24 protein-coding genes are annotated in these 23400 nt (G+C 64.5%); 10 read left to right on the top strand and 14 right to left on the bottom strand.

Annotated elements, in window-relative coordinates; genetic code table 11:
* Positions 1-15 precede the first annotated feature (15 nt).
* The 3 genes from LPW39_RS08160 to serA all read right to left on the bottom strand — a co-directional run bounded on the left by LPW39_RS08160 (position 16) and on the right by serA (position 3870).
* The gene (locus LPW39_RS08160) at positions 16-1380 is read right to left on the bottom strand and encodes an ABC transporter substrate-binding protein (protein ID WP_230773353.1); all 1365 of its coding nucleotides are present in this window, start codon (positions 1378-1380) and stop codon (positions 16-18) included.
* Positions 1381-1477: 97 nt separating this feature from the next.
* The gene (locus LPW39_RS08165) at positions 1478-2434 is read right to left on the bottom strand and encodes a TauD/TfdA dioxygenase family protein (RefSeq protein ID WP_230773355.1); all 957 of its coding nucleotides are present in this window, start codon (positions 2432-2434) and stop codon (positions 1478-1480) included.
* A gap of 206 nt (positions 2435-2640) precedes the next feature.
* Positions 2641-3870 (bottom strand): phosphoglycerate dehydrogenase, encoded by a 1230-nt coding sequence (gene serA, locus LPW39_RS08170; protein WP_230773357.1) that lies wholly within the window; start codon positions 3868-3870, stop codon positions 2641-2643.
* Positions 3871-4183: 313 nt separating this feature from the next.
* Between serA and LPW39_RS08175 the strand changes: the two genes are divergently transcribed.
* From LPW39_RS08175 to LPW39_RS08195, 5 genes are all read left to right on the top strand, one after another.
* Positions 4184-5314, top strand: coding sequence for an alkene reductase (locus tag LPW39_RS08175; RefSeq protein WP_230773359.1), 1131 nt, complete (start codon positions 4184-4186; stop codon positions 5312-5314).
* Between the two features lie 80 nt (positions 5315-5394).
* Positions 5395-5970, top strand: a complete 576-nt coding sequence (locus LPW39_RS08180; RefSeq protein WP_230773361.1) for a hypothetical protein — start codon at positions 5395-5397, stop codon at positions 5968-5970.
* 12 nt (positions 5971-5982) lie between these two features.
* Positions 5983-6345 (top strand): hypothetical protein, encoded by a 363-nt coding sequence (locus tag LPW39_RS08185; protein WP_230773363.1) that lies wholly within the window; start codon positions 5983-5985, stop codon positions 6343-6345.
* Between the two features lie 82 nt (positions 6346-6427).
* Positions 6428-6658, top strand: coding sequence for a hypothetical protein (locus LPW39_RS08190; RefSeq protein ID WP_021026822.1), 231 nt, complete (start codon positions 6428-6430; stop codon positions 6656-6658).
* Between the two features lie 67 nt (positions 6659-6725).
* Positions 6726-7259 carry a GNAT family N-acetyltransferase gene (locus LPW39_RS08195; protein WP_230773365.1) on the top strand — a complete coding sequence of 178 codons (534 nt, stop codon included), beginning with the start codon at positions 6726-6728 and terminating at the stop codon, positions 7257-7259.
* 11 nt (positions 7260-7270) lie between these two features.
* On the opposite strand, the gene LPW39_RS08200 is transcribed toward LPW39_RS08195, so the two are convergent.
* From LPW39_RS08200 to pyrE, 3 genes are read right to left on the bottom strand one after another with little or no spacing between them, the layout of a single operon-like run.
* Positions 7271-7888 (bottom strand): DNA-3-methyladenine glycosylase I, encoded by a 618-nt coding sequence (locus LPW39_RS08200; protein ID WP_230773367.1) that lies wholly within the window; start codon positions 7886-7888, stop codon positions 7271-7273.
* 15 nt (positions 7889-7903) lie between these two features.
* On the bottom strand, positions 7904-8548 hold the full coding sequence (locus LPW39_RS08205) for a DUF4124 domain-containing protein (protein WP_230773369.1): 645 nt from the start codon (positions 8546-8548) through the stop codon (positions 7904-7906).
* A gap of 40 nt (positions 8549-8588) precedes the next feature.
* The gene (pyrE, locus tag LPW39_RS08210) at positions 8589-9287 is read right to left on the bottom strand and encodes an orotate phosphoribosyltransferase (protein WP_230773370.1); all 699 of its coding nucleotides are present in this window, start codon (positions 9285-9287) and stop codon (positions 8589-8591) included.
* A gap of 10 nt (positions 9288-9297) precedes the next feature.
* Between pyrE and LPW39_RS08215 the strand changes: the two genes are divergently transcribed.
* Positions 9298-10101, top strand: coding sequence for an exodeoxyribonuclease III (locus LPW39_RS08215; protein ID WP_182345519.1), 804 nt, complete (start codon positions 9298-9300; stop codon positions 10099-10101).
* A gap of 55 nt (positions 10102-10156) precedes the next feature.
* On the top strand, positions 10157-10744 hold the full coding sequence (locus LPW39_RS08220; RefSeq protein WP_230773371.1) for a hypothetical protein: 588 nt from the start codon (positions 10157-10159) through the stop codon (positions 10742-10744).
* Positions 10745-10757: 13 nt separating this feature from the next.
* Here the strand turns inward: LPW39_RS08220 and pntB are convergent, their stop codons facing one another.
* The 6 genes from pntB to LPW39_RS08250 form a co-directional block, all read right to left on the bottom strand.
* Entirely contained in the window at positions 10758-12173 is a 1416-nt protein-coding gene (gene pntB, locus LPW39_RS08225; RefSeq protein ID WP_230773377.1) for a Re/Si-specific NAD(P)(+) transhydrogenase subunit beta, read from the bottom strand.
* 18 nt (positions 12174-12191) lie between these two features.
* Complete coding sequence (locus tag LPW39_RS08230; protein WP_230773380.1) at positions 12192-13862, bottom strand: Re/Si-specific NAD(P)(+) transhydrogenase subunit alpha; 1671 nt, start codon at positions 13860-13862, stop codon at positions 12192-12194.
* A gap of 148 nt (positions 13863-14010) precedes the next feature.
* Positions 14011-15690: a hypothetical protein gene (locus LPW39_RS08235; RefSeq protein WP_230773383.1), complete on the bottom strand. Its 1680-nt coding sequence runs from the start codon at positions 15688-15690 to the stop codon at positions 14011-14013.
* 205 nt (positions 15691-15895) lie between these two features.
* Positions 15896-16138 carry a hypothetical protein gene (locus tag LPW39_RS08240; protein WP_230773385.1) on the bottom strand — a complete coding sequence of 81 codons (243 nt, stop codon included), beginning with the start codon at positions 16136-16138 and terminating at the stop codon, positions 15896-15898.
* 135 nt (positions 16139-16273) lie between these two features.
* Positions 16274-16699, bottom strand: a complete 426-nt coding sequence (locus LPW39_RS08245; protein WP_230773387.1) for a cupin domain-containing protein — start codon at positions 16697-16699, stop codon at positions 16274-16276.
* 80 nt (positions 16700-16779) lie between these two features.
* Positions 16780-17616 carry an AraC family transcriptional regulator gene (locus LPW39_RS08250; RefSeq protein ID WP_230773389.1) on the bottom strand — a complete coding sequence of 279 codons (837 nt, stop codon included), beginning with the start codon at positions 17614-17616 and terminating at the stop codon, positions 16780-16782.
* Positions 17617-17800: 184 nt separating this feature from the next.
* On the opposite strand from LPW39_RS08250, the gene LPW39_RS08255 reads away from it, so the two are divergent.
* Positions 17801-18439, top strand: a complete 639-nt coding sequence (locus LPW39_RS08255) for an MBL fold metallo-hydrolase (RefSeq protein ID WP_230773391.1) — start codon at positions 17801-17803, stop codon at positions 18437-18439.
* A gap of 67 nt (positions 18440-18506) precedes the next feature.
* Here LPW39_RS08255 and LPW39_RS08260 read toward each other — a convergent pair whose 3' ends face one another.
* Together LPW39_RS08260 and LPW39_RS08265 are read right to left on the bottom strand one after the other, a co-directional pair.
* Positions 18507-20816 (bottom strand): TonB-dependent siderophore receptor, encoded by a 2310-nt coding sequence (locus LPW39_RS08260; RefSeq protein WP_230773393.1) that lies wholly within the window; start codon positions 20814-20816, stop codon positions 18507-18509.
* 163 nt (positions 20817-20979) lie between these two features.
* Positions 20980-21912 carry a helix-turn-helix transcriptional regulator gene (locus LPW39_RS08265; RefSeq protein ID WP_230773395.1) on the bottom strand — a complete coding sequence of 311 codons (933 nt, stop codon included), beginning with the start codon at positions 21910-21912 and terminating at the stop codon, positions 20980-20982.
* 162 nt (positions 21913-22074) lie between these two features.
* Here LPW39_RS08265 and LPW39_RS08270 point away from each other — a divergent pair, with 162 nt between their 5' ends.
* Entirely contained in the window at positions 22075-23082 is a 1008-nt protein-coding gene (locus LPW39_RS08270; protein WP_230773397.1) for an alpha/beta hydrolase, read from the top strand.
* Positions 23083-23087: 5 nt separating this feature from the next.
* Positions 23088-23387 carry a DUF2218 domain-containing protein gene (locus tag LPW39_RS08275; protein ID WP_230773398.1) on the top strand — a complete coding sequence of 100 codons (300 nt, stop codon included), beginning with the start codon at positions 23088-23090 and terminating at the stop codon, positions 23385-23387.
* Positions 23388-23400: the final 13 nt, after the last annotated feature.

Consider the following 23400-nt stretch of genomic DNA (forward strand, 5'->3'; position numbering starts at 1 on the left):
CGCGTTCCTGGCCTGTCAGACCGAGACGCCAGCGCGGCGCAGCTCGGCAATCGACGCGGTCTGCGCCTGCTTCATGGCCTGCTCGGGCGTGCGCTGGCCAGTGACGATCAACTCGATGGCCTTGTTGATCTGCTGGTCCACCTGCGGGTAGGCGGCCACGGTGCGGTATTTCATATGGCCCTGCTTGGCTGACAGGTCCACCGATGCGGTCACCAGCGCCGCAATGTCATAGCCATTGGCGCGTTGGCGCTCACGGTAGATGGGGGAGTCGATGTCCGAGCGGCGTGTCGGCGAGCCATAGCCGGCGGCCACGGCACGCTGCAGGGTTTCCTTGGAGGTCGCCCAGCGGATGAACTGCCAGGCGGCATCCTTGTTTTTGCTGCCCACCGGGATGCCCCAGCCATGGATGGCGGTGCCCGGAAAGCGCCCGGCCACGCCCTTGGGCACCTGGCCCCAGGCGGCCGATGCCGCCACCTTGCTGCTCGATGCGTCGGCCAGCTGCGAGAGGTTGATCTGGCCTTGCACGCTCAAATGGCTGCGCCCGGCCTTGAGCGACTGCACCGCCTGGTCCGAGGTGTAGGAGACCACACCGTCAGGCCCGTATTCGCGCAGCAGGCGGGCAAAATAGTCGGCCGCCGCTATCGCTTCGGGGCTGTCGAGGGTCGGGAACAGGTCATCCGGCGCCTTGCGGAACACATCGCCGCCAAAGGCCTGCAGGAAGGGGATGAAGGTCCAGCCATAGTGGTTGTCGGTGACAAAGCCCGCCGCGCGCTCCTTGCGGTTGAGCAGCTTGGCCGCTTCCAGCCAGGCGTCTGTTGTATCGGGAAAGGCCAGGCCCGACTGCTTGAGCACATCAAAGCGCGAGGCGGCGGCAATCGTCACCTCGGCCTGCCAGGGGATGCCATAGAGCTGGCCATCGCGGCCCCGCTCGGGCGCCAGCGCGCCTTCCAGAAAGTCGCGGATGTCAAAGTTCGCCGGCGTTTTGTTCGGATCGTTGATATAGCCGTCCAGCGGCGTCAGCCAGCCCGAGTTGATCCAGCGGCTCGAATAGATGAAGGTGACATTGACCGCATCAAAAGCTGCACCCTTGGTGGACAGCTCCAGGTCGGCACGCTGGTTGTAGACCGGAAAGCCGGGCGTGTCGAAGTTCACCTTGGCGCCCGTCGCCTCCTCGAACTCGGGAATCCAGGGCCGCAGCAGCTTGGAATATGGCGAGCTGTACAGCGAGGTATTGAGCGTCACGCCCTTGAGCGGCTTGCTGTCCAGCGCCAGTGCGGGAAAGCCCAGCACGCTGCCGGCACCGGCTGCCAGTGCAGAGACCAGCAGCTTGCGGCGCGGCACCAAGAGGCCGCCTTCGTAGTGGTAGGTGGTTCGGGTCATGGAGAGTCTTCTTCAGCGGGCGCAGGCGTTCATGTCCCCCAGCGCTGCGGGTGTTGTCGAGTCGAGGGGTGGACCAGGCCGTCTGCCTGGCCCGGGTTCAGGCAGCGGCGGGCTCGCGCACCGTCAGATCGACGCTGGTGCGCCCATCGACTGCAGTGGCCACATCGCCAGTGACCGTGACGCGGCGCATCACGCGATGGGCGTCGGCGTAGTCATTGACGGCGTAGTGCTGCGTGGCGCGGTTGTCCCAGATGGCCACATCGCCCGGCTGCCAGTGCCAGCGCACTGTGTTTTCCAGGCGCACGATGCGCTCATGGAAAAGCTGCAGCAAGGCCGCAGACTCATTGCTGCGCAGGCCCTTGATGCGCTTGGCAAAGTGGCCCAGCAGCAGCGCCTTCTCGCCCGTTTCGGCATGCACATGCACCAGCGGTTGCTCGGACTCGATGGTCTTGCTGGTGAACACCTTGCGGTAGCTGGCGCGGCCCTGCGTCTCGCTCTGGCTGGCGGTGGTGTTCTGGCGGAAGTTCTCCGCATAGTCGTAATCATTGCCATGCACGGCCCAGAGCTGCTCGGCCAGTTGCTGCAGCGGAGCGGGCAGGCCTTCATAGGCGGCGACAGTATTGGCCCAAACGGTGTCACCACCATGGCCGGGCAAGGTGACGGCGCGCAGTACGCAGACCTTGGGAAAGGCCGCCTTGAAGGTCACATCGGTGTGCCAGGAATCGGCCCGGCCACCGTGCTGGGAATTGAGCTCCAGGAAGGCCGTGCCATCGGGTGCGGGCACGGTGGGGTGCGCTTCGATCTCGCCAAACAAGCGGCCAAAGGCCTGGTGGCTGGCGTCATCCAGGTGCTGCTGGCCCCGGAAGAAAATCACCCGGTGCTGCAGCAGCGCGGCCTTGATCTGGGCAAACAGCGCGGGCTCCAGCGCCCCCGACAGCGACACGCCATGCACCACCGCGCCAATGCGGCCCGCCAGGGGCTCGATGTGCAGGGCATTAGCGGCAGCGGTATCGGCCGCGGGGCTCAGGTGGCGAACATTGGTGATGGCATTCATGGGCGCTCCTCGTGGGCTGGCAATCAGGTGGAAGCCTTCATGCTAGGCAGGGGCCCGCGCCACTACAACGACGCATTTCATGCATCGATATGCCAATAGCAGCTAAGAAAAAAGAGGCATAAGCCTCTTTTTTCGATGTCTAAGAACCTTTTCCAAAGCCATCCACCGCACCGGCGCCGCTGGGACGCTGTGCGGTGGATGCCGCATCAGAACAGCACGCGGCAGCGGATGGTGCCGGCGATCTGGGCCAGCTTCTCCAGCGCCAGTGCCGACGACTCCTGGTCGATGTCGATCACCACATAGCCCACCTTTTCATCGGTGCGCAGGTACTGGCCGGCGATGTTGATGCCGTTGTCGGCCAGCACCTGGTTGATGGCGGACAGGATGCCGGGGCGGTTCTCATGCACGTGCAGGATACGGTTCTTGCCCGGGTGCTCGGGGAGAGCCACCTCGGGGAAGTTGACCGCCGAGGTGGTGGTGCCGTTGTCGCTGTACTTGACCAGCTTTTCTGCCACTTCCAGGCCGATGTTGGCCTGGGCTTCCATCGTCGAGCCGCCGATGTGCGGTGTCAGGATCACGTTGTCCATGCCGCGCAGCGGCGACTGGAACTCATCCTTGTTGCTCTTGGGCTCGACCGGGAACACGTCGATGGCAGCGCCCAGCAGCTTCTTGTCCTTCAGCGACTGGGCCAGCGCGTCTAGGTCCACCACGGTGCCGCGCGAGGCATTGATCAGGATGCTGCCGGGCTTCATCGCGGCAATCTGCGCCGCGCCGATCATGTTGTGGGTCGAGGCCAGCTCGGGCACGTGCAGGGTCACGATGTCGGACTGCTCCAGCAGCGCCGTCAGGTTGGTGGCCTGGTGGGCATTGCCCAGCGGCAGCTTGGTGACCACATCATGGAACACGACCTTCATGCCCAGGCCTTCGGCCAGCACCGACAGCTGCGTGCCAATGGAGCCGTAGCCGACGATGCCCAGGGTCTTGCCCCGGATCTCGAAGGCATTGTCGGCGCTTTTCTTCCAGCCGCCCCGGTGCGATACCGCGTTCTTCTCGGGGATGCCACGCAGCAGCAGGATGGCTTCGGCCAGCACCAGCTCAGCGACGGAACGGGTGTTGGAGAAAGGCGCGTTGAAGACCGCAATACCGCGCTCACGCGCCGCATTCAGATCGACCTGGTTGGTGCCGATGCAAAAGCAACCCACGGCGACCAGCTTGTTGGCTGCGGCGAACACATCGGCCGTCAGCTGCGTGCGGGAGCGGATGCCGACAAAGTGCACGTCAGCGATCTTGCGCTTGAGCTCCTCGCCCTCCAAGGCGCCGGTCAGCGCCTCGACCTGGGTATAGCCCGCCGCCTGCAGCACCTTGAGTGCGGAAGGGTGGATGCCCTCAAGCAGCAAGAACTTGATCTTCGATTTATCCAGCGATGTTTTGGTCATGAATGCGCGCTTTCTCTTTCACAAACGACAGCGGTCTGCCCACACGGCTGCGATCGGCAGCTGGCAGACCCGGATCGATCATGGCGCAGAACCTTTGCCATTACGTGTTGTCGGGTTGACCCTAGTATGCGGGCGGCCAAGGCCATCGACCTGCAAATGCTGCTTTGCAGTATTGAAACCCTTGATTTGCTTGGGTTTCCGGCAGCCGGGTGGTTCGCCGACAGCAGCCGGGCTTCAACCCTGGCCTGCAAAGGGCTGTGCTGCGTGGTACAAAAAGCAGGTGATTCTGTGACACAACCGCAAGGAGTTTTGCATGACAACTGCCCCCACCCACAGCCTGTTCGACCCGATTCAGGTCGGTGATCTGGCCCTGGCCAACCGCATTGCGATGGCCCCGCTGACCCGCAACCGCTCGCCCAACGCCGTGCCCCAGCCGATGACAGCCACCTACTATGCCCAGCGCGCCAGCGCCGGGCTGCTGATCACCGAGGCCACCGCCATCAGCCACCAGGGCCAGGGCTATGCCGACGTGCCCGCCCTGTACGAGCAGGACCAGCTTGACGGCTGGAGCAAGGTGACCAGTGCCGTGCATGCCAAGGGCGGCAAGATCGTCTGCCAGCTGTGGCATGTGGGCCGCGTCTCGCACCGCCTGCTGCAGCCGGACCAGCAGGCCCCGGTGGCCCCTTCGGCCATCACTGCCAAGACCAAGACCTACCTGATTGACCATGCCACGGGAGAAGGCCGCTTCGAGCCGACCTCCGAGCCGCGCGCACTGGATGCCGAGGAGATCCCCGGCATCGTGCACAGCTTTGCTGCAGCTGCCCGCAATGCGGTCAAGACGGCCGGCTTTGACGGCGTCGAGATCCATGGCGCCAATGGCTACCTGCTGGACCAGTTCCTGAAGACCGGCGCCAATGCGCGCCGCGACGACTACGGCGGCTCGATCGAAAACCGCGCCCGCCTGACCCTCGAAGTCACCCGCGCGGTGATCGATGCGGTAGGCCGTGGCCGCGTCGGCATCCGGCTCTCGCCCGTCACCCCCGCCAATGGCATTGATGACGCCGATCCGCAAAGCCTGTTCACCTACCTGGCCCACCAGCTGGCGCCGCTGGGCCTGGCCTATATCCATGTGATCGAAGGCGCCACCGGTGGCCCGCGCGAGGTGGAAGGCCGGCCCTTCGATTACGAAGCCTTCAAGGCGGAATACCGCCGCGCTGGCGGCAAGGCCGCCTGGATGGTGAACAACGGCTATGACCGCGAACTGGCCGAACAGGCCGTGGCCAGCGGCCAGGCCGACATCGTCGCCTTTGGCCGCCCCTACATCGCCAACCCGGATCTGGTCGAGCGCCTGCGCAGGGGCGCGGCACTGAACGAGGGCGACAACAGCACCTACTATGGTGGTGGCGAGAAGGGGTATACCGACTACCCCACCTTGGCAGACTAAACAGTGAGCGGCCGGGGGCTACAAAGAACCGGTTCTCAGGCCTGGGCCGCTGCTTCACGGTATTTTGGTAGAGTGCGCAGATGCCATTGACTCCCCTCTTCCGCACTACCTGCTGCCTGCTGCTGATCCCCGGCCTGGCGGCCTGCTCCAGCCTCTGGCCCTCCAAAAAAGAGGCTGAGCCCGCGCCGCGCGCACCCCAGCAGGCGGCGCCCAGCGACAAACCGGCGCCTCAGGCACCAGCGCCTGCAGCAGCCAGCATCAGCGAGGCCGACCTGGCTGGCGTCTGGGAATGCCAGTTCCAGATCAGCATGGGCAAGGACAGCGCCAGCTTTACCTACACCAACCAGTTCAACCCCGACCACACGTTGCGCTCGCAGGCCTTTCTGGCCTATGACATGCCCAGTACCGAGCAGCAGTACCGCTTTGTGCTGCAAGGCACGGGCCATTGGCGCATGCAAGGCAGCACCATCACGATGATCGTGCCCGAGGTGGTCAAGCAGGACCGCTCCGAGCACAAGAAGCCAGAGCTGATGCAAGACAAGGACCTGGTGCCCGAGGACTTGAGCGACACCTGGGCCGTGCAGGCCCACAAGGGCAAGAACATGCGGGTGACCGTGGGCAGCCTCGCTGACTCCATGCTCTGCAACAAGGAATAAAGGCCGGGCTCCATGGATTCGCTGACCCTGGCTTTTTTGCCGCTGGCGCTGTGGTGGCCGGTGGCGGCAGGCCTGTCCTTGCTGCTGGTGCTGGCTGCCGTGCTGTGGATGTTTCTGCAGAACCGCCCTGCCCGACAACGCGCAGCCGCCGGCCGCCCCGCCTGGCTGCCCTGGGCCTTTGCGCTGTTTGCGCTGGCCTGGTGGGCCTTTGGCCTGGGTCTGGCACTGTGGCCGCTGAGGGAGCTGGACGAGTTGGGCCAGTGGGCGCGCGCCAGCAGCTATGTATTGGTGCCGCTGTGGATAGGCGGTGTCGCCTGGGTGGGCGCGTTCTTGGTGCAGCGCCTGCTGCGCAGCACGGCGGCCATGCGCGGCTAGCGTCGCATGTGGTGGCGATTGCCGATTGACAGCCGCGCCATTTGGGCGACACTGGTGCTTACATCTGAGTTGGAGGCCTGCCATGACCGATATCGACAGCATCAACCTCGACAAACTGCGCAACATTGTGCAAAAGTTCACGCACCGTGACTTTACCGCCGCCCAGATTGCCGACGACTACTGGGATGGCGCCGCGGAGCAGATCGGTGCCAGTGGCGCGCAGTTTGAAGCCGTTTTGCAGCGCAATGCAGCGCTGCTGGGCATCCAGACCGTCGGCAGCCACCAGCCCGCGCGCTGGCATGTAGCCGCCTAGGAAACCGGTTTACGATCTCCTTGCGCCGCGCCACAGCACCGCCCCCGACCGGTGCTAGGCTTGCACCATGCTGCAGCCCGCCCGCCTCCATTTCCGTGATTTCTCCCCCGCCGACCTGTTCGTCGTCGCCCATGCGATGGGGGATGCGCGGCTGACTGCGTTCTACGGCCTGGAAACAGTACACAGCGATGCCCGCGCGATCGCGCAGGAGCAGCTCGATTGGTATGCGTCGGTGGCCAGCGAAGGCAGCGGCTGGTGGCAGGCGGTGCTGCTGGACGGCGCCGTCATCGCGGCCGTCGGCATTTACGACCATGACGACGAGGCCGACAGTGCCGACCTGGGCTACTGGCTGCTGCCCGACCACTGGGGCCAGGGCTGGATGGGCCAGGCGCTGCGCCAGTGGCTGCCCAGCGCCTTTGCGCAGCTGGGCTTGCACAGCGTGGTGGCCTATGTGGAGCCCGAGAATGCGGCATCGACCCGTTTGCTGGGCCGCCTGGGCTTTTGCCATGAAGGCCTGTTGCGCGACTGCAGCAAGCGCGATGGCGCCTACGTATCGCTGCAGCGCTATTCGCTGCTGGTCAGCGAGCTATCGGCGCTGTAGCGCCACGGGGCTCAAACCGGCCGGCCATCCCGCACATGGCAGCCATGCAGGTGGTCATTGACCATGCCCATGGCCTGCATGAAGGCATAGACCGTGGTCGGGCCGACAAACTTCCAGCCGCGCTTTTTCAGGTCCTTGGACAGGGCCACCGCCTCGGGCGCCACGCCCATCTGGCGCACGGCGTCCAGGGTGATGCGGTCAGGCCGGCTGCCGGGCGCCGGCGCAAAGCGCCACAGGTAGGCGTCAAAACTGCCAAATTCTCGCTGCAGCTCGGCCAGGCGCTGTGCATTGTTGATCACCGCCTCGATCTTGCCCCGGTGGCGCACAATGCCGGCGTCGGCCAGCAGGCGCTGCACATCCTCGGCACCGAACTGCGCAACCTGCCGCGCATCAAACTGCGCAAAAGCCGCCCGGAAGGACTCGCGCTTGTTCAGAATCGTCAGCCAGCTCAGGCCGGCCTGAAAGCCTTCCAGACAGATCTTCTCGAACAAGCGGCGGTCATCATGCACGGGGAAGCCCCATTCATGGTCGTGGTAGTGCTGGTAGAGGGGCGAGGCCATGCACCAGCTGCAACGCGCGCGCTGGTCATCGGCCAATGCCAAGCCTGGGGCGAGGGTATCGAGGGGCATGGGGGTTGCGCGCGGCTACCTGGAAGCAGCCGGGGTCCAGTAGGGTTTGAGGCTTTGGGCCTCTTCGTCAAAGCGCAGGTTGGTGGCCTTGATTTCTTCGTTGATCGTGGCGATCTGATCGTCCACTTCCTTGAAGTCACGGCGGTTGCCTTCCAGGCGCGCCTGCAGCGGGGCAGGCGCCTTACTGGGGTCTTTCTTGTAGAACTCCATGTCCTGGTCGATCTTTTTGCGGTCTTCGAGCAAGAAAGTGCGGCGCTCCTGCACGATGCGGATCTGCGCACGCAGCACATCGACGGCCTCGGCGCGCTCGGCATCATGGGCCGCCTTGGTGGGAAAGCGCGTGGCCAGCGCGCGCTCACGGCGCTTGCCGTCATTGGCGCGGTAGCGCTCTTCTGCCTCACGCCGCTGCTGGGCAGCCTGCTCGGCGCGCTCGCGCTCGGAATAGGAAGGCCCAACCGTGCGCACCGCACCGCCGGGCATCGTGACCTGCTGCTCCCGGTCCGCACAGGCAGGAATGGGGCGATCCGCCGTCAAGCGGCGGCCACCCGCATCCACGCAGCTGTAGACCGTGGTGGTGGACGGGGACTTCTGGGCGTGGCTGGCGCCGGCAGATGCCAGCATCACCATGGCCAAAACAGCGACACACCAGTCCTTGCGCATTGTCAGATCCTTATAATTCAAAACTATCGAATTCTAATTATCAATTGTCTACGCCATAGCGTTCTCGGTACGCCAATACCTGACTGTGGTGTTCGCGCATCGATTCTGCCGCCGCGCCCTGGCCCAAAAAGGCCAGCAGGTCCTCCAGCTTGGCAATGGTGCAGACTTGCATTCCCAGCTGGTCACGCACATATTGCACGGCGCTATGCGCAACATCCTGGCCATTCTCAGTGGCTTTTTCCTGTCTGTCCAATGCAATGGCCATCGCATAGGGAATGGCGCCAGCGCCCTTGATGAGCGCAATCGATTCGCGTGCAGCAGTGCCGGCAGACATCACATCGTCAATGATCAGCACCCGGCCTTGGAGCGGCGCGCCCACCAGGCTGCCGCCTTCGCCATGGTCCTTGGCCTCTTTGCGGTTGTAGGCAAAGGGCACGTTCTTGCCCTGGCGCGCCAGCTCCACGGCCACGGTCGCGGCCAGCGGAATGCCCTTGTAGGCCGGGCCAAAGACCATGTCGAACGCCACACCGCTGGCCAGAATCGCTTTTGCATAGAATTCGGACAGCCGCGCCATCTTGGCGCCATCATCGAACAGGCCCGCATTGAAGAAATACGGGCTGACGCGGCCGGCCTTGGTGGTGAACTGCCCAAAGCGCAGCACGCCAGCGTCCACGGCAAACTCTACAAAATCCTGCGCCAGCTGCGCATCCGCGCCTGACTGTGGGAGACTAACGACCATGACCCAATCCTTGTTCAAATTAACCAGCCTCAACCTCAACGGCATCCGCTCCGCTGCCACCAAGGGCGTGATCCCCTGGATTGAGACAACCCGGCCCGATTGTATTTGTGTGCAGGAAATCAAGGCACAGCAAGCGGATATGCTGGACAAGTTCGACGTCATCGACGAGATGAACGGGTATTTCCAGTTCGCCGAGAAGAAGGGCTATTCGGGCGTGGGCATCTACACCCGCCATGCACCCAGCGATGTGGTGATCGGCTTTTCGCCCAACGAGTTCGATGCCGAGGGCCGCTATGTGGAGCTGCGCTTTGACACGCCCACGCGCAAGCTCTCCATCATCAGCTGCTACTTTCCCAGCGGCAGCTCGGGCGAGATCCGCCAAGCCGCCAAGTACCGCTTTCTGGCCGAGCTGCACCCGCACCTGATGCGCCTGCGCGCCGAACGCGACTTCATCCTCTGCGGCGATGTCAACATTGCCCATACCAATGCCGACATCAAGAACTGGCGCAGCAACCAGAAGAACAGCGGCTTCCTGCCCGAAGAACGCAGCTGGATGACCCAGCTGCTGGAGAAGGAGACCGAGACCGGCGGCCTGGTCGACGTGTACCGCGTGCTGCAGCCCGATACCACCGACGCCTGCTACACCTGGTGGAGCAACCGGGGCCAGGCCTATGCCAACAACGTGGGATGGCGCCTGGACTACCACCTGGCCACGCCAGCGATTGCCGCACTGGCCCGCAAGGAACACATCTACAAGGATGTGAAGTTCTCGGACCACGCCCCGATCACCATCGATTACGACTTCCAGCTGTAAGTCATCCAACGGGTCGCCTGGCTTGGGCAGCCCTGCCCTTCATCCGGGAGCTTCCATGCGCCTTTCTACTGCCCCTTTCCTTCTGGCCTGCCTGCTGGCCAGCACAGCCGCCTGCGCCAAGGATGCGTCCGACTACAGTGCGCAGGAACTGGTGGAAGCGCTGACCCAGCGGCTGTCCAAGTCGCTACTGGCCGGGCCTACCCGCGATGCGCCACCCAACACTACAGCCATTGTGGTGCTGGAAGGCAAGGCACTGCCGCTGGCGGCCAAGCTGCAATCCACACCCGGTATGCGCGTGCTGAGCCACGAGCAGCTGGTGGCTGAGCAGCGTGCCAACTTTCTGATCATCTCGCAACTGGGGCAGCAGGGGCCTGACATGTTGGTGGACTACGAGACCCCCAACAATGCCTCTTTCGGCACCCTGCGCATCCAGCAGAAGGACGGCAAGCTGGTCTTCAAGGCCGAAGACACCTACCGCAGCAGCAGCGGCGCACGTGCCACCTATGCCAGGCTCTACGGTGGCCAAGCCTGCCGCAACGGCAGCGAGATGGCCTACCGCTTCAACTATGCCGATCGCTTTGCCCGCAGCGGTGAGTGCCCGGTCGAGCGCTTTCCCACGAGCGACTCCGCCTTCGAATGGTAGGTGCTAGCCAGCGCTAAACCTCGCTCTTGAGCGTTGCCAGCACCTCATCGAGCATCTGCTTGGCATCGCCAAACAGCATGCGGTTGTTGTCCTTGTAGAACAGCGGATTGTCCACGCCGGCATAGCCGGTCGCCATCGAGCGCTTCATCACGATGGACTGGCGCGCCTTCCAGACCTCCAGCACCGGCATGCCGGCAATGGGGCTTGTGGGGTCATCCTGCGCAGCGGGGTTCACGATGTCGTTGGCGCCGATGACCATGGCCACATCGGTATCGGGAAAGTCGTCGTTGATCTCGTCCATCTCCAGCACGATGTCATAGGGCAGCTTGGCCTCGGCCAGCAGCACATTCATGTGGCCGGGCATGCGGCCCGCCACCGGGTGGATCGCAAAGCGCACCTCCACCCCGCGCTCGCGCAGGGTACGGGTGATCTCGTTGACGGTGTGCTGGGCCTGGGCCACGGCCATGCCGTAACCGGGCACGATGACCACGCGCTTGGCCTCGCGCAGCATCTCGGCGGTGTCGGCCGCTGTTACCGCCACTACTTCGCCCTGGGGCGCTGCGCCTGCCTGGCCCGCCGCTGCGGGCGCGCCACTGCCAAAGCCGCCGGCAATCACGCTGATAAAGCTGCGGTTCATCGCCTGGCACATGATGTAACTCAGGATCGCTCCCGACGAGCCCACCAAAGCACCAGTGACGATCAGCAGGTCATTGCCCAGCATGAAGCCGGTAGCGGCTGCGGCCCAGCCCGAGTAGCTGTTGAGCATCGACACCACCACCGGCATGTCGGCGCCGCCAATGGCCATCACCATGTGCACGCCAAACAGCAGTGCGATGGCGGTCATCACCAGCAGCGCCAGCATGCCCAGGCCAATCGATGCGGTCTGCACAAACCAGCAGCCCAGCGCGACCACCACCACCAGCCCCAGCAGGTTGAGCAGATGCCGTCCGGGCAGCAGCAGCGGCTTGCCACCAATGCGGCCATTGAGCTTGCCAAAAGCCACCAGCGAGCCCGAGAAGGTAACCGCGCCAATGAGAATGCCGATATAGACCTCGGCCGCGTGGATGGCTCTCTCAGCGCCTTGCAGCGGATGCGAGGTATCGACATAGCTGGCAAAACCCACCAGGCAGGCGGCCAGGCCGACCAGGCTGTGCATCAGCGCCACCAGCTCGGGCATCTGGGTCATCTTGACCCGCTTGGCGGCATACAGGCCTATGCCGCCACCCAGCACCAGCGCGATGACAATCGCCACCACGCCGGACTGCGACACGCGCGGGCCAAACACGGTCACCAGCACCGCCAGGCCCATGCCCAGCATGCCCAGCAGATTGCCGCGCCGCGCGGTCTCGGGGTGTGACAGCCCGCCCAGGCTGAGGATGAACAAAATGGCAGCGCCCAGGTAGGCAACGGTTGCGAGGCTTTCGGTCATGCGGTTCTACCCCCTGGCCTATTTGCGGAACATGGCCAGCATGCGGCGCGTCACCGCAAAACCACCAAACATATTGATCGCCGTGAGCACCAAGGCCACAAAGGCCAGTGCGCCAATCAGCAGCCCCGGCCGGTCCGTGCCCACCACGCTGGGCGGCGCTATCTGCACCAGCGCGCCAATGGCGATGATGCTGGATATCGCATTGGTCACGCTCATCAGCGGCGTGTGCAGCGCGGGCGTCACGTTCCAGACGACCATGTAGCCGATAAAGCAGGCCAGCACAAACACCGTGAGGTGGCCCAGGAAGGCCGCCGGCGCATGGGCGCCAATGAGCCAGAAGAGCAGCGCCAGCACCGCAAAGAGGATGGCCAAGGTGCGCGCAGGCAGAGGGCTGCCGGCACCATGGCCATGGCCCCGCTTTTTGGCCGCAGCCGGGCTGGCTGCTGCCGTGCCCGCAGCAGCAGTAGCAGCAGCCGCTGCCGGCTTGGCCACGGGCGCCGCCGCCAGCGCAGGCGCGGGCCAGCTGATGCTGCCCTGGTACACCACCGTCAGGCCCCGGATCGCATCGTCCTCCATGTTCACCACCGCATGCCCATCCTTGGCCTTGCACAGCTCCTCGGTCAGGCGCAGCAGGTTGTTGGCATACAAGGTGGAGGACTGCGCCGCCAGGCGCGAGGCCAGGTCGGTGTAGCCCACAATCGTCACGCCATGGCGCACCACGGCCTCGCCGGGCACCGTCAGCTCACAGTTGCCGCCCTGCTCGGCGGCCATGTCCACAATCACGCTGCCGGGCTTCATCGCCTGCACCATCTCGGCCGTGATCAAGCGCGGCGCGGGCTTGCCGGGGATCAGGGCCGTGGTAATGATGATGTCGGCCCATGCGGCCTGCTGCGCATACATCTGGCGTTGCGCCGCCTGAAAGCCCTCGCTCATCACCTTGGCGTAGCCGCCGCCACCACCGCCCTCTTCGGCATAGTCCACCGGTACAAAGGTACCGCCCAGCGACACCACCTGGTCCGCCGCCTCGGCCCGCGTATCGTTGGCGCGCACCACCGCGCCCAGGCTGACGGCCGTGCCGATTGCCGACAAACCCGCAACCCCGGCACCCGCAATAAACACCTGCGCAGGCGGCACCTTGCCCGCCGCCGTGATCTGCCCGCTGAAAAAGCGCCCAAAGGCATGGGCCGCCTCGACCACTGCCCGGTAGCCGCTGACACCTGCCATCGAGGTCAGCGCATCCATCTTCTGCGCGCGGCTCAAGGTGCGCGGCAGCGCATCCATCGCCAGCACCGTCAACCCCTTGGCTGCCAGCTGCGCCATCAGCTCGGGGTTTTGCGCAGGCCAGACAAAGCCGACCAGGATCTGGCCGGCATGCATCCATTGGATTTCTTCGGCAGTAGGTGGCCGTACCTTGAAGAGAATGTCGGCCCCCGCCCAGATCGCCGAGCTGGGCAGCACCTGCGCACCCGCTGCGCGGTAGGCCTCGTCGCCAAAACTGGCCGCCTCGCCAGCGCCTGCCGCGACGCTGACACGAAAGCCCAGTTTCACCAGCTTCTCCACCACCGCAGGCACGGTGGCCACGCGCTTTTCACCGGCGAATATCTCGCGCGGCACCCCTATGCACTGCGGGTTGGCTGGCGGCGGCTGCGGCGCCTCTGCTGCGGACGTCGGTGACAAGGTACTGGACATGGATGCGCGCTCCTGGTTCAGGGATCAACTCGCTTGCAGAGCGCCGGTATGCCCGGCCATGCCTGCAGCGCTGAACCCCTTGTATCACGGGCCAGCGGTTTGGGCTACGCGCATTTTTGCCTAGGGCCGCCTATCGCGCCCTGGCACTTCAGTCCAATCCACCCAGCCCCATCGCATTGCCGTGCCGATCACGCAAACGGGTCATCGTGCCACCACGGTTCATGATCGGCATTTGCAAGAACTGGTGCCAAGCCCAACCTATCTGGGGAGCAAGTTGCCCGCAACTGACGTCCGCATCGTATCGATCGCTCACCAAAGAACAAAACACCGAGCCATCAGCTGTGGTCACCACGTCTCCAACCACCTGGGTCAGCTCCAAGGTCTTCTGGGCCCGATGGAGAAACCACTTGCCGAGCATTGCCTCCGGGAAATTGGCCGGCTTCTCCAACTGCAAACGGCGGATACGGACCGGGCTTTCTCCGGGTAACTGTAATTGGCCTACGGTCCACCACAACGACGCTTCGTTGGGCGGGGTATCAGAGCGGTCATTGGCGATATCGTAGGCAAACTCCAGCTGTGCATGGCCTGCCTGGCTGCGCCATTGCGCGGATTGCTTGGCACCGCCCACACTGCGGCCGCCTGCATACTCATCCATCGGAATGGAGGCCACCGAAGCCATGGATTTCACCCCTTTGCTCAGATAGGCCGCACTGCCCATATGAAAGCTCGGCTGCAGATCGTCGCGGTAATGGTAGACCTGCAAGATGGCCGTATTGCCCTGGATGTCCAGCGCCAGTCCTCTGCCCGGCTTGCCGGTCAGCTCATCCTCTACCACCCAGGTGCCATTGATGGGCATCAAGGTCGAGACGTTTTCCGTGGAAAAGCAGCTGACCTGGCACGCTCCACCGCGCAAAAAAAGCCCGCGCTGGTAGTTCTGCTCGACAGAGGTGGTCCATGTTGTGTTGCCCTCTTGGCGACGGCCGCCAACCTCGTGCGCTCCCAGGTTATAGCCAGTAATGGTTTGCGCCTTTCCCGCCGGTGCACCTTGCAATTGCACGCTGCCCACCAGGTCATAGCCCACCAGCTCAAAAGTCAATGCCGCCACGCGATAGCTCGCCGCATCATTGGCCGGTGTGGCTGTGTTGGGGTGCGAGCAATGCCAACGCGCGCGCTGACCCTGCAGTTCGCAGTTCAACTCTTCAAAAGCAGTGAAGTAAGGGGTGTTGTACCCTGCCTGTGCCTCCATCAAAGTGAGTCGGAAGCGGCCATCCGACATCCGCGTCAGTTCGCTCTTCCATTGGTTGCTCACATCACCTTGGCCATCCAGCACCAGCATCGACAGCACGCGTATCCCCGTTTGCGCACGCGGGTTCGTGACGTTGGCGTCATCGCTGCGCACCACAAAGCGTTCGATAGCCATCTCTGGCTCGCCGGGGAACTGCACCGTGCCAGCAACGCCGTTGCGAAAACTCACACGCACATCCCCAATGGATTTGTCTTCAACGGCATCGCGCGCTTCGCTTCCAAAGCTGCGGCCGCCTTTGTAGCGCATCAGTGGCGCAGTGACGCTGTTGCCGTCCATCTGGCCGGTGGCTGTGTAGAACGTTGCATCCCCATTCTTCTCATAGCCAAACACCTGCATGAAGAAGGTGTTGCCCTGCACATCAATCGCCAGGCCTCGGCCAGGCTTGCCGTCCAGTTCATCGCTCACCACCCAGGTGCCCGCCTGGGGCGTGAAATCACGTGCTGCCCAACCAGGGCTGCTTATCAGCGCGGCGCCCGCCAAAATGATGGATTGAAAAAATGGAATACCCAGCGCTTTTTTCACCTTCTGCCTCCTTTGATTATTGAGGCAGTATATACAGCAATTCAGCAATATTGCATTCGCCAATACATACCATGCAGTGTGCAAATGCATGGCGTACTACTCAAGGCGTGTGCACCGGGTATAAAGAAATTTCCAGCCCGATTCCCAAGGCTCCGGCAAGCTGTACGAGCACAGCAGGAAAGGCCAGATATTGAAACCCTTCCTCTCAGGCCTCTCGCGCAAAGACCAGCGTCGCGGCCGACTCCGGCGTCTGCATCATCCATCGGATATCGGCGGCATGGTCACTTAGAAATGCCAACGCATCCTGCAGCTGGCCGGGAACATCATCGAAGTCGCAGTCGCTCACCAGGAAATGGGCGGTGCCGCTTTCCAGCCGATAGGGTTGGATCGTGGTATTCACCAAACAAGCTTCCACATTCAAAGCTGAAACTCGCAATACTGCGCTCATCGCCAATATCTCCCTCGCTGTTTTTGGTGCTTTATTGCGCTAGAGAATGGCCGATTATTCAGGCGACTCTCCAAGCAAAAATTCTAGCGAAGATGCCGCGAGGCCCGGCATCTTCCGCCTTTGCATGGGCCGCGCTCAGATCCAGAGATCATTCGCCACCGTACGCGCTCCCGCCTCCCCATCCCCCGTATTCGCCACCCCACGCGGCTCGATCAGCAGCAGCTGGACCTCGTCCTGCGCAAAGGGCTTGTGCTCGAGGCCCTGGGGGATGACGGCCATTTGGCCGGCCTGCAGGTGGAGGGCACGGATGCTGCCGCTGGCATCGCGCAGGTCGATGCGCAGCTGGCCGCCCAGGACGATAAAGGTCTCATCGGTGTCGCTGTGCTGGTGCCAAAGAAATTCGCCGGCGATCTTGACGACCTTGAACTGGTAGTCGTTCATCTCTGCGACCACGCGCGGCTGCCAGTGGCCCTGCAGCTGTGCGATCTTGTCCAGCAGATCGATGGACTGGCCTTGGCCTCGGTGGTGGGGTGCGCGAGAGGTTTCGGCAGGTGCGGACATGGTGTTGCTGTAGGTGTTGAAAACAGCAGCCAGCTTAAGCATGCGCAGCCCGGACGTATTGAACGTTTGTGGTGCCAGGTTCAGCGAGGGGGTGCATGGCGCATCACCTGCAGCCAGCGCCCCGGGGTGATGCCAAAGGTCTTCAGAAAATGGCGCGTCATATGGCTTTGGTCGGCAAAGCCGGCGTCCTGGGCAGCCTCGGCCAGTGACAGGCCCGCCAGCAGCAGGCGCCGCAGGGCATCGAGCCGGCGCATGGTCAGGTAGCGATAGGGGCTGGTGCCGTAGAACATGCGGAAATCATGCGACAGGCTCCAGCGGTCGCGGCCGGTAGCCGCTTCCAACTCGTCCAGCGCCACCACCCGGGTGGCATGGGCCTGCAGATAGTCACGCGCGCGGCGGGCGGCCTGGTAGTCGCCCTTGGCCTTGGCACGCCGCGTGCCGGGCCCGCCGGTGGCAGCGGCCAGCGCATGGGCCAGCTGTGCCAGCGCATCGCTTTGCTCCAAGGGCTCGACAATATCATCCACACCTTGCAGCAAGGCCTGGGCAGCGGCCGATACCGCCGGGTCGTCGGTGATGCCGCCTTCCAGAAAGGGCAAAGCGCTGCCGCCCAGAATGTCCTGGATCAGCGCGGGCGCCACATAGACCATGCGGTAGCGGAAGCCCTCGTCCGTGCCGGCCTGTCCGTCATGCGCCTCGTCGGGATGCAGCACCAGGGTGCTGCCGGCCAGGCTGTCGCGCCGGCCGCGCCGGTAGTGAAAGCTTTGCACGCCCGCCAGGGTGCGCCCTATTGCATAGGTGTCGTGCCGGTGCATCGCGTAGGCATTGCCCTGGAACCAGGCCTCGATGCGCTCCAGGCTGTCGGACGTTGGGCTGCGCAGCACCCAATCCGAACGGGGCAAGGCAGGGGGGCGGGGCATCAAGACTCCAGAAAAGACGAACCGATGGGCGAAGCGCTGATTTTACGAGGCATCCCCAAAGCGGCACCCGCCACTGGCGGCTCTGAACCCCAGCCAGCCTCAAGCCCACCGCAGCTTGCCGCACAATAGCCAGATTGCGCCCCGCATCCGCCGGCCTGCGCGCTGCCGCCAGCCCCAACAAACAATGCTCCACTACCACACGATTCCCGTTACCGCGTTTCAGCAAAACTGCTCCCTGGTCTGGTGCGACCAGCAGATGGAGGCCGCCGTCATCGATCCCGGCGGCGATCTGGACCGCATCGAGGCGGAGATTGCACGCCTCGGTCTGCAGCTCAAGGCCATCTGGCTGACCCATGCGCATATCGACCATGCCGGCGGCGCCGGTGAGCTGGCCGAGCAGCGCGGCCTGCCGATCATTGGCCCGCACCCGGGCGACCAATTCTGGATTGATGGCCTGCCCCAGCAAAGCCAGATGTTTGGCTTTCCGCCCGCGCAAAGCTTTGTGCCCACGCGCTGGCTGCAGGATGGCGATACGGTCAGCATCGGGCAGGAGACCCTGCAGGTGCGCCACTGCCCTGGCCACACCCCTGGCCATGTGGTCTTCCATGCGCCGCAAATCACGCGCTGCTTTGTCGGCGATGTGCTGTTTGCCGGCAGCATTGGCCGCACCGATTTCCCCCAGGGCAACCACCAGCAGCTGATCGACTCCATCACCCAGCGGCTGTGGCCCATGGGCGATGCGACGGTGTTCATCCCCGGCCATGGCCCCGAGAGCAGCTTTGGCCGCGAACGCCAGAGCAACCCCTATGTGGGTGGGACCTGATCTCCAGCGAAGGTTCTAACGCCAAAGGCCAGCGGCATGCCACTGGCCTTTTTTACGTAGATGCCGATCAGAACCTGGCGGTCAGCGACGCATAGAACGAGCGGCCCGGCTCGTTGTAGGTCGCGGCACCGGCACCGTAGATGGTGCGCGGGTTGTTCACGCCCACGGCATTGCCCATGCGGTAGAGGCGCTTGTCAAACAGGTTCTTGATCCCGGCGGTCAAGGTGACATCCTTGCTGAAGCTGTAGCGCGCGCCCACGCCCACCAGTGCATAGGGGGCCAGGCGGCGGGTTTCTTCGCCGGTCAACGGCAGGCCCTGGTAGTCGAGCTTGTTGGGCTTTTGGCCGCCATACCAGGTCACCGAGCCGAGCAGTTGCAAGGCATTGGTGGTCTGCCATTCCACCCGCGAGTTGAGCGTGTACTTGGGGATGATGGACAGCTGCTCGCCGGTGGTCTTGTTCTTGCTCTGCACCATGTAGGTCAGGTTGTTGCTCAAGCGCACCGCAGGGCTGAGCTTGATGTTGAAGGTGCCTTCCACGCCCGACACCACCGCCTTGGGGATATTGGTCCAGGTGAACACATCGGCGTTGGCATAGGCGCCCGTACCGCCGGTCGCGGTGCCGATGGGTGTCATGCCCGCATCGATCTTGTTGCGGTAGTCGTTGTGGAACAGGGTCACACCGGCCAGCAGGCCCTCGTCGGCGTATTCGATGCCCAGTTCCTTGTTGATGCTGGTCTCGGGCTTGAGGTCGGCATTGCCCATCAAATAGCAGGCACCGCCCGCGCCCCAGCAGCCAATGCCCCGGCTGTAGAGCAGGTAGTTGGGGTTCATCTGGTAGAGGTTGGGGGCCTTGTAGGCCCGTGCCACGCCGGCTTTCAACGTCACCTTGTCGGTCAGGTAGTGCGACAGGTTCAGCGACGGGCTCCAGTTGGTGCCCACCTCGCTGTGCTGGTCCAGGCGCAGGCCTGGGGTCAGCAAGGTGCGGGCATTGAGCTCGATGTTGTCTTCGACAAAGACCGAGGCAATGCGCGAGGAGATCTTGCCGCTGCGGCCGGTGTTGTCCACCCCCGGCACGCTGCCGGCTTCGGTAGTGGTCTGCGATACCGAGTTGCTGTCTTCGAGTTTTTGCTCCACCCACTCGGCGCCCACCGTCATCACATGGGGCAGGCTGCCCCATGTGCCCCGGGCACTGACCTCGCCATGGGCGGTCAGGATGTCGAGCTTGGAGGTGCCATAGGCATCGCTGGAGAACAGGCCTTCGGTGCCACCGGCCAGGCCCTCGTTCAGGCGGGTGTTGCGCGTGGTTTCGTACTGCAGGTAGGCGGTGGAGCTGCCAAAGTCGTACTCGCCCTTGTGCGTGACGGCATAGGTGGAGCGGTACATGCGGTTGGTCTCGGTGCCCAGCGCATCGAGCACGCGCTGCGAGGTGGCGACCAGGTTGCCATTCGCATCGACCGTGTAGTTGTTGGTGTTTTGCGTATCGCCCGCGTAGATGTTGCCCTGGCGCGCAAAGCTGGCATCCAAGTCGATGCGGTGGCCCGCTGCGGGCTTGAGGCTCAGGCGCCCCGAGAGGTTGCGGTCGCGCACGCCTTCGCGGCCGGCCGGGTAGGTGCCGGCATAGATGCCGGTGCGGGTCGAGGCATGGCCTTTGTTGATGTCCCAGGCGTCCGCATCGGTCTTGTCCACATTGCCGCTCAGGCGAAAGCCCAGCTGCTCCGAGATGGGCCCGGCCAGCGAGAAGCTGGTGCGGCTGCTACTGCCGTCGCGCGAATCTTCTGGCTGGTTGTAGTACACCGTCGCGCTGCCGCTCAGCTTGTCGGGGATGCCCTTGGTGATGATGTTGACCACGCCGCCAGCGGCCCCGTTGCCGTAGCGCGCGGCAGCGGGACCGCGCAGCACCTCGATCTGCTCGACGGCCTCCTGCGGCACCCAGTTCATGTCGCCCCGGGTGTCGCGTTCGCCGCGCCAGCCGTAGCGCACCGATCCCCGGCTGTTGACGGGTTTGCCATCGACGAGGATCAAGGTGTTTTCCGGGCCCATGCCGCGCAGGTCGATCTGGCGGTTGTTGCCGCGCTGGCCGCTGCTGGAGTTGCTGGTCAGGTTCACACCGGGCTGCTGGCGCAGCACATCGGCCAGGTCATTGCTGGGCTGGCTGTCCAGGTCTTCGCGCGTGACAGTCGATACGCCCGGCGCCTGCTTCCAGGCGCTTTCTGCCGTGCCCAGCACCTGCACCGTCTCCAAGGTCGGATCCTGCTCCGACGCTGTGGTTGCCGCTGCCGGGGTTTGTGCCTGCGCTGCTGCCTGCACCCCCACTACCAGCACCGCTGCTGCCACGGCGCGCAAGCGCCACCCCTGTTCCCCTGCCTGGATCGACATACCGCCCCTTTTTTGAAAGACAAATGATTTTCATTACCAAGTACTGAATTCTTCCATCCCGGGGGCGCTCCGTGGTTTGCGCGGGCAACAAAGATGTTTGCGCCAGCGGCAGTGCCGCCCGGTTGGGGGCCGGGCGAACAAACCGGAGGTAAAGGGGGCGCTTTTAGACCCGTACCCGCGCCAGCTTGGGCGCCAGGCCAAAGCGCCTGCGGTAGGCGGTGGCAAAGTTGGCGGCGCTGGTATAGCCGGCCAGCAGCGCCGCCTGGCCCACGGTGATGCCGTCGCGCTCCAGCGCCTGGCGGGCGCGCTGCAGCCGGCATTCGCGCAAGAACTCAAACACGGTGGTGCCGTACACGCTGCGGAACTGGCGCTGCAAGGTGCTGGCATTGACACCGGCCTGGCGCGCAATCGCATCCATCGACAGCGCATCGGCCTGGCCCGAGGCCAGGAAGGCATGCAGCTCACGCAGCCGCTGGTGTTCACGCGGCAGCAGGCCTGCCGCACTGGCGCCAGGGGCGGCGGCCTCGCCATCGCCCAAGGTGGCCAGTGCCTCGCCCAGCAGCTCCAGCGCATGGCTTTCCAGGTACATGTGCTGCAGCAGCGGCGTCAAGCCGGGCGGATGCACGATCTGCTCGGCAATCACCGCGGCGCGGGGCGACAGCTGCCAGTGGCGCGTAGCGAGGTGCTCGTGCATGAAGCGCTGCAGATCGGGCCAGGCGGCCCCGTCGCCACCACCGGCCTGGGCCAGCCAGGCAGGAGTGAGCCCCAGGCTGACGCGGCGCGAATACACACCCGAGCGCGCCCGCCGCTCAAAGCGTTCGCGCTCCGCCACCGACACCAGCGCCGCGCTGGCGCCCGCGCCCGCATGGCTCAGCGCCACCCGGGTCAAACCGTAGGACACATCAATCCGCCCCTCCAACAGCACCACCAGGCGCAGCCCGGCATCGATCTCAGCCCGCGCGGTCTGGTCGCGCAGGTCGCAACCGTCTTCGCTGTGCAGATGCAGTCCCGGGCGCAGCTCGCGCAGCCGCGAGACATGCGCGCGCAGATCCGCCTGATCCGGGTCTGGGCTGGATGCGGGATCAGCGCTGTGCATAGGCCAGGCCGGTAGAGCGTGGAAGGGATGCCCGGCATGCGCAAACATTTTTCTTGCTGCAGCAAACATGGGCCAAGCGGGTTTGTGCCATGCTTGCCATGATAATTTCTTAATGCAAATCATTCTCAAGCCCATGGTTGATTTGCCGCAAGCCCAGCCCCTATGCACATCGCCCTGCCCACCTTCCCCACCCTGCCCTTGGCCCAGCTGGCCGATGTGACCCGGCGCCGCTTGCTGGGCCTGGGCGCCGCGCTTGCGCTGCCCGGCTGCGCCTGGCAAAGCAGCCTGCAGGACGCCCCACCCGTGACCCTGCCCGGCACCCGGCAGCTGGACCTGCGCGCCCCCGGCATGCCCGGCCCGGGCGCGCCCGAGCGCGTGCACCGCATCATGGTGGCCGTGCCGCCCGCCCCGCCACCGCCCCAGGGCTACCCGGTGCTCTATTTGCTGGACGGCAACTTGCTGTTCACACCCACCGCGCAGCTGATGCGCAACCGCTTTGCGCGCGGCCCCTCGGTGCCCACGCAAGGCGCCGTGGTCGTCGGCCTGGGCTATGCGGACAGCGCGGTGCTGGACCTGAGCGCCCGCAGCTATGACTACACACCGCCTGCGCCCGGCCCGGCTACCGATGAGCGCGGGCGTGCCGAGGGCGGGGCCGACCATTTCCTCGATTTCATCGACCAGCAGGTACGCCCGCTGGTGGAAGCGAGCTGGCCGATCGACCGGGCGCGCCAGACCTTTTTTGGCCACTCGTATGGCGGCCTCTGCGTGCTGCATGCGCTGCTGACCCGGCCGGGCGGCTTTCAGCGCTATGTTGCTGCCAGCCCCTCAATCTGGTGGCGCGATGGTTTTGTGCTGCAGGCCTTGCCCGGCTTTGTGGACCATGCCGCCCGCCAGCCGGCGGATGCGCCAGCGCTGCAGCTGTTGCTGACGCAAGGCGAGCGCGAGGCGCGGCCTGCCAAGCAGACGACAGCGCCTGCGCCTTCCAGCGACCCGGCCCGCGATGCGATACGGCGCCAGCGCCAGAACGCGCCAGGCATTCCAGCTTTGATGGAAGGCCTGCGCGGCGCCCCAGGCCTGGCGCTGCGCTATGCCAGCTTTCCGGGGGCCGACCACGGCAGCGCCATGCTGCCAGCGGCCCAGCAGGCACTGGCGATGGCCATCGAGGACTGAGCGCCATGTCCGAGCCCGCCCTGACAAGCGTCACTACCCAAGGCCAGGTGATGACGCCTGAGGCCAGCCGCTATCTGCAGCGCCTGTGCTACCACTTCAGCCGCAAGATCAGCGTGCAGTACGACAGCCAGCAGGGCGAGGCCCAGTTCCCCTGGGGCCACTGCCGTTTGCGGGCCGACGGCGATACGCTGACTTTTGTCTGCAGCGCTGACAATGCCGAGGCACTGGCCAGGGTGCGCCATGCGATCGACGCGCACGTGGCGCTTTTCTCGCGCAAGAACCCGATGGTGGTGGCCTGGGTTTAAGAACCTGTTCAAA

Origin of the sequence: Comamonas koreensis, from assembly GCF_021026195.1 — a bacterium.
Lineage (GTDB): Bacteria > Pseudomonadota > Gammaproteobacteria > Burkholderiales > Burkholderiaceae_C > Comamonas > Comamonas koreensis.

What these genes read in the sequence shown, in the direction of transcription:
- LPW39_RS08160 (WP_230773353.1), bottom strand. Translation starts at nt 1,380, where the DNA reads ATGACCCGAACCACCTACCACTACGAAGGCGGCCTCTTGGTGCCGCGC.
- LPW39_RS08165 (WP_230773355.1), bottom strand. Translation starts at nt 2,434, where the DNA reads ATGAATGCCATCACCAATGTTCGCCACCTGAGCCCCGCGGCCGATACC.
- serA (WP_230773357.1), bottom strand. Translation starts at nt 3,870, where the DNA reads ATGACCAAAACATCGCTGGATAAATCGAAGATCAAGTTCTTGCTGCTT.
- LPW39_RS08175 (WP_230773359.1), top strand. Translation starts at nt 4,184, where the DNA reads ATGACAACTGCCCCCACCCACAGCCTGTTCGACCCGATTCAGGTCGGT.
- LPW39_RS08180 (WP_230773361.1), top strand. Translation starts at nt 5,395, where the DNA reads ATGCCATTGACTCCCCTCTTCCGCACTACCTGCTGCCTGCTGCTGATC.
- LPW39_RS08185 (WP_230773363.1), top strand. Translation starts at nt 5,983, where the DNA reads ATGGATTCGCTGACCCTGGCTTTTTTGCCGCTGGCGCTGTGGTGGCCG.
- LPW39_RS08190 (WP_021026822.1), top strand. Translation starts at nt 6,428, where the DNA reads ATGACCGATATCGACAGCATCAACCTCGACAAACTGCGCAACATTGTG.
- LPW39_RS08195 (WP_230773365.1), top strand. Translation starts at nt 6,726, where the DNA reads ATGCTGCAGCCCGCCCGCCTCCATTTCCGTGATTTCTCCCCCGCCGAC.
- LPW39_RS08200 (WP_230773367.1), bottom strand. Translation starts at nt 7,888, where the DNA reads ATGCCCCTCGATACCCTCGCCCCAGGCTTGGCATTGGCCGATGACCAG.
- LPW39_RS08205 (WP_230773369.1), bottom strand. Translation starts at nt 8,548, where the DNA reads ATGCGCAAGGACTGGTGTGTCGCTGTTTTGGCCATGGTGATGCTGGCA.
- pyrE (WP_230773370.1), bottom strand. Translation starts at nt 9,287, where the DNA reads ATGGTCGTTAGTCTCCCACAGTCAGGCGCGGATGCGCAGCTGGCGCAG.
- LPW39_RS08220 (WP_230773371.1), top strand. Translation starts at nt 10,157, where the DNA reads ATGCGCCTTTCTACTGCCCCTTTCCTTCTGGCCTGCCTGCTGGCCAGC.
- pntB (WP_230773377.1), bottom strand. Translation starts at nt 12,173, where the DNA reads ATGACCGAAAGCCTCGCAACCGTTGCCTACCTGGGCGCTGCCATTTTG.
- LPW39_RS08230 (WP_230773380.1), bottom strand. Translation starts at nt 13,862, where the DNA reads ATGTCCAGTACCTTGTCACCGACGTCCGCAGCAGAGGCGCCGCAGCCG.
- LPW39_RS08240 (WP_230773385.1), bottom strand. Translation starts at nt 16,138, where the DNA reads ATGAGCGCAGTATTGCGAGTTTCAGCTTTGAATGTGGAAGCTTGTTTG.
- LPW39_RS08245 (WP_230773387.1), bottom strand. Translation starts at nt 16,699, where the DNA reads ATGTCCGCACCTGCCGAAACCTCTCGCGCACCCCACCACCGAGGCCAA.
- LPW39_RS08250 (WP_230773389.1), bottom strand. Translation starts at nt 17,616, where the DNA reads ATGCCCCGCCCCCCTGCCTTGCCCCGTTCGGATTGGGTGCTGCGCAGC.
- LPW39_RS08255 (WP_230773391.1), top strand. Translation starts at nt 17,801, where the DNA reads ATGCTCCACTACCACACGATTCCCGTTACCGCGTTTCAGCAAAACTGC.
- LPW39_RS08260 (WP_230773393.1), bottom strand. Translation starts at nt 20,816, where the DNA reads ATGTCGATCCAGGCAGGGGAACAGGGGTGGCGCTTGCGCGCCGTGGCA.
- LPW39_RS08265 (WP_230773395.1), bottom strand. Translation starts at nt 21,912, where the DNA reads ATGCACAGCGCTGATCCCGCATCCAGCCCAGACCCGGATCAGGCGGAT.
- LPW39_RS08270 (WP_230773397.1), top strand. Translation starts at nt 22,075, where the DNA reads ATGCACATCGCCCTGCCCACCTTCCCCACCCTGCCCTTGGCCCAGCTG.
- LPW39_RS08275 (WP_230773398.1), top strand. Translation starts at nt 23,088, where the DNA reads ATGTCCGAGCCCGCCCTGACAAGCGTCACTACCCAAGGCCAGGTGATG.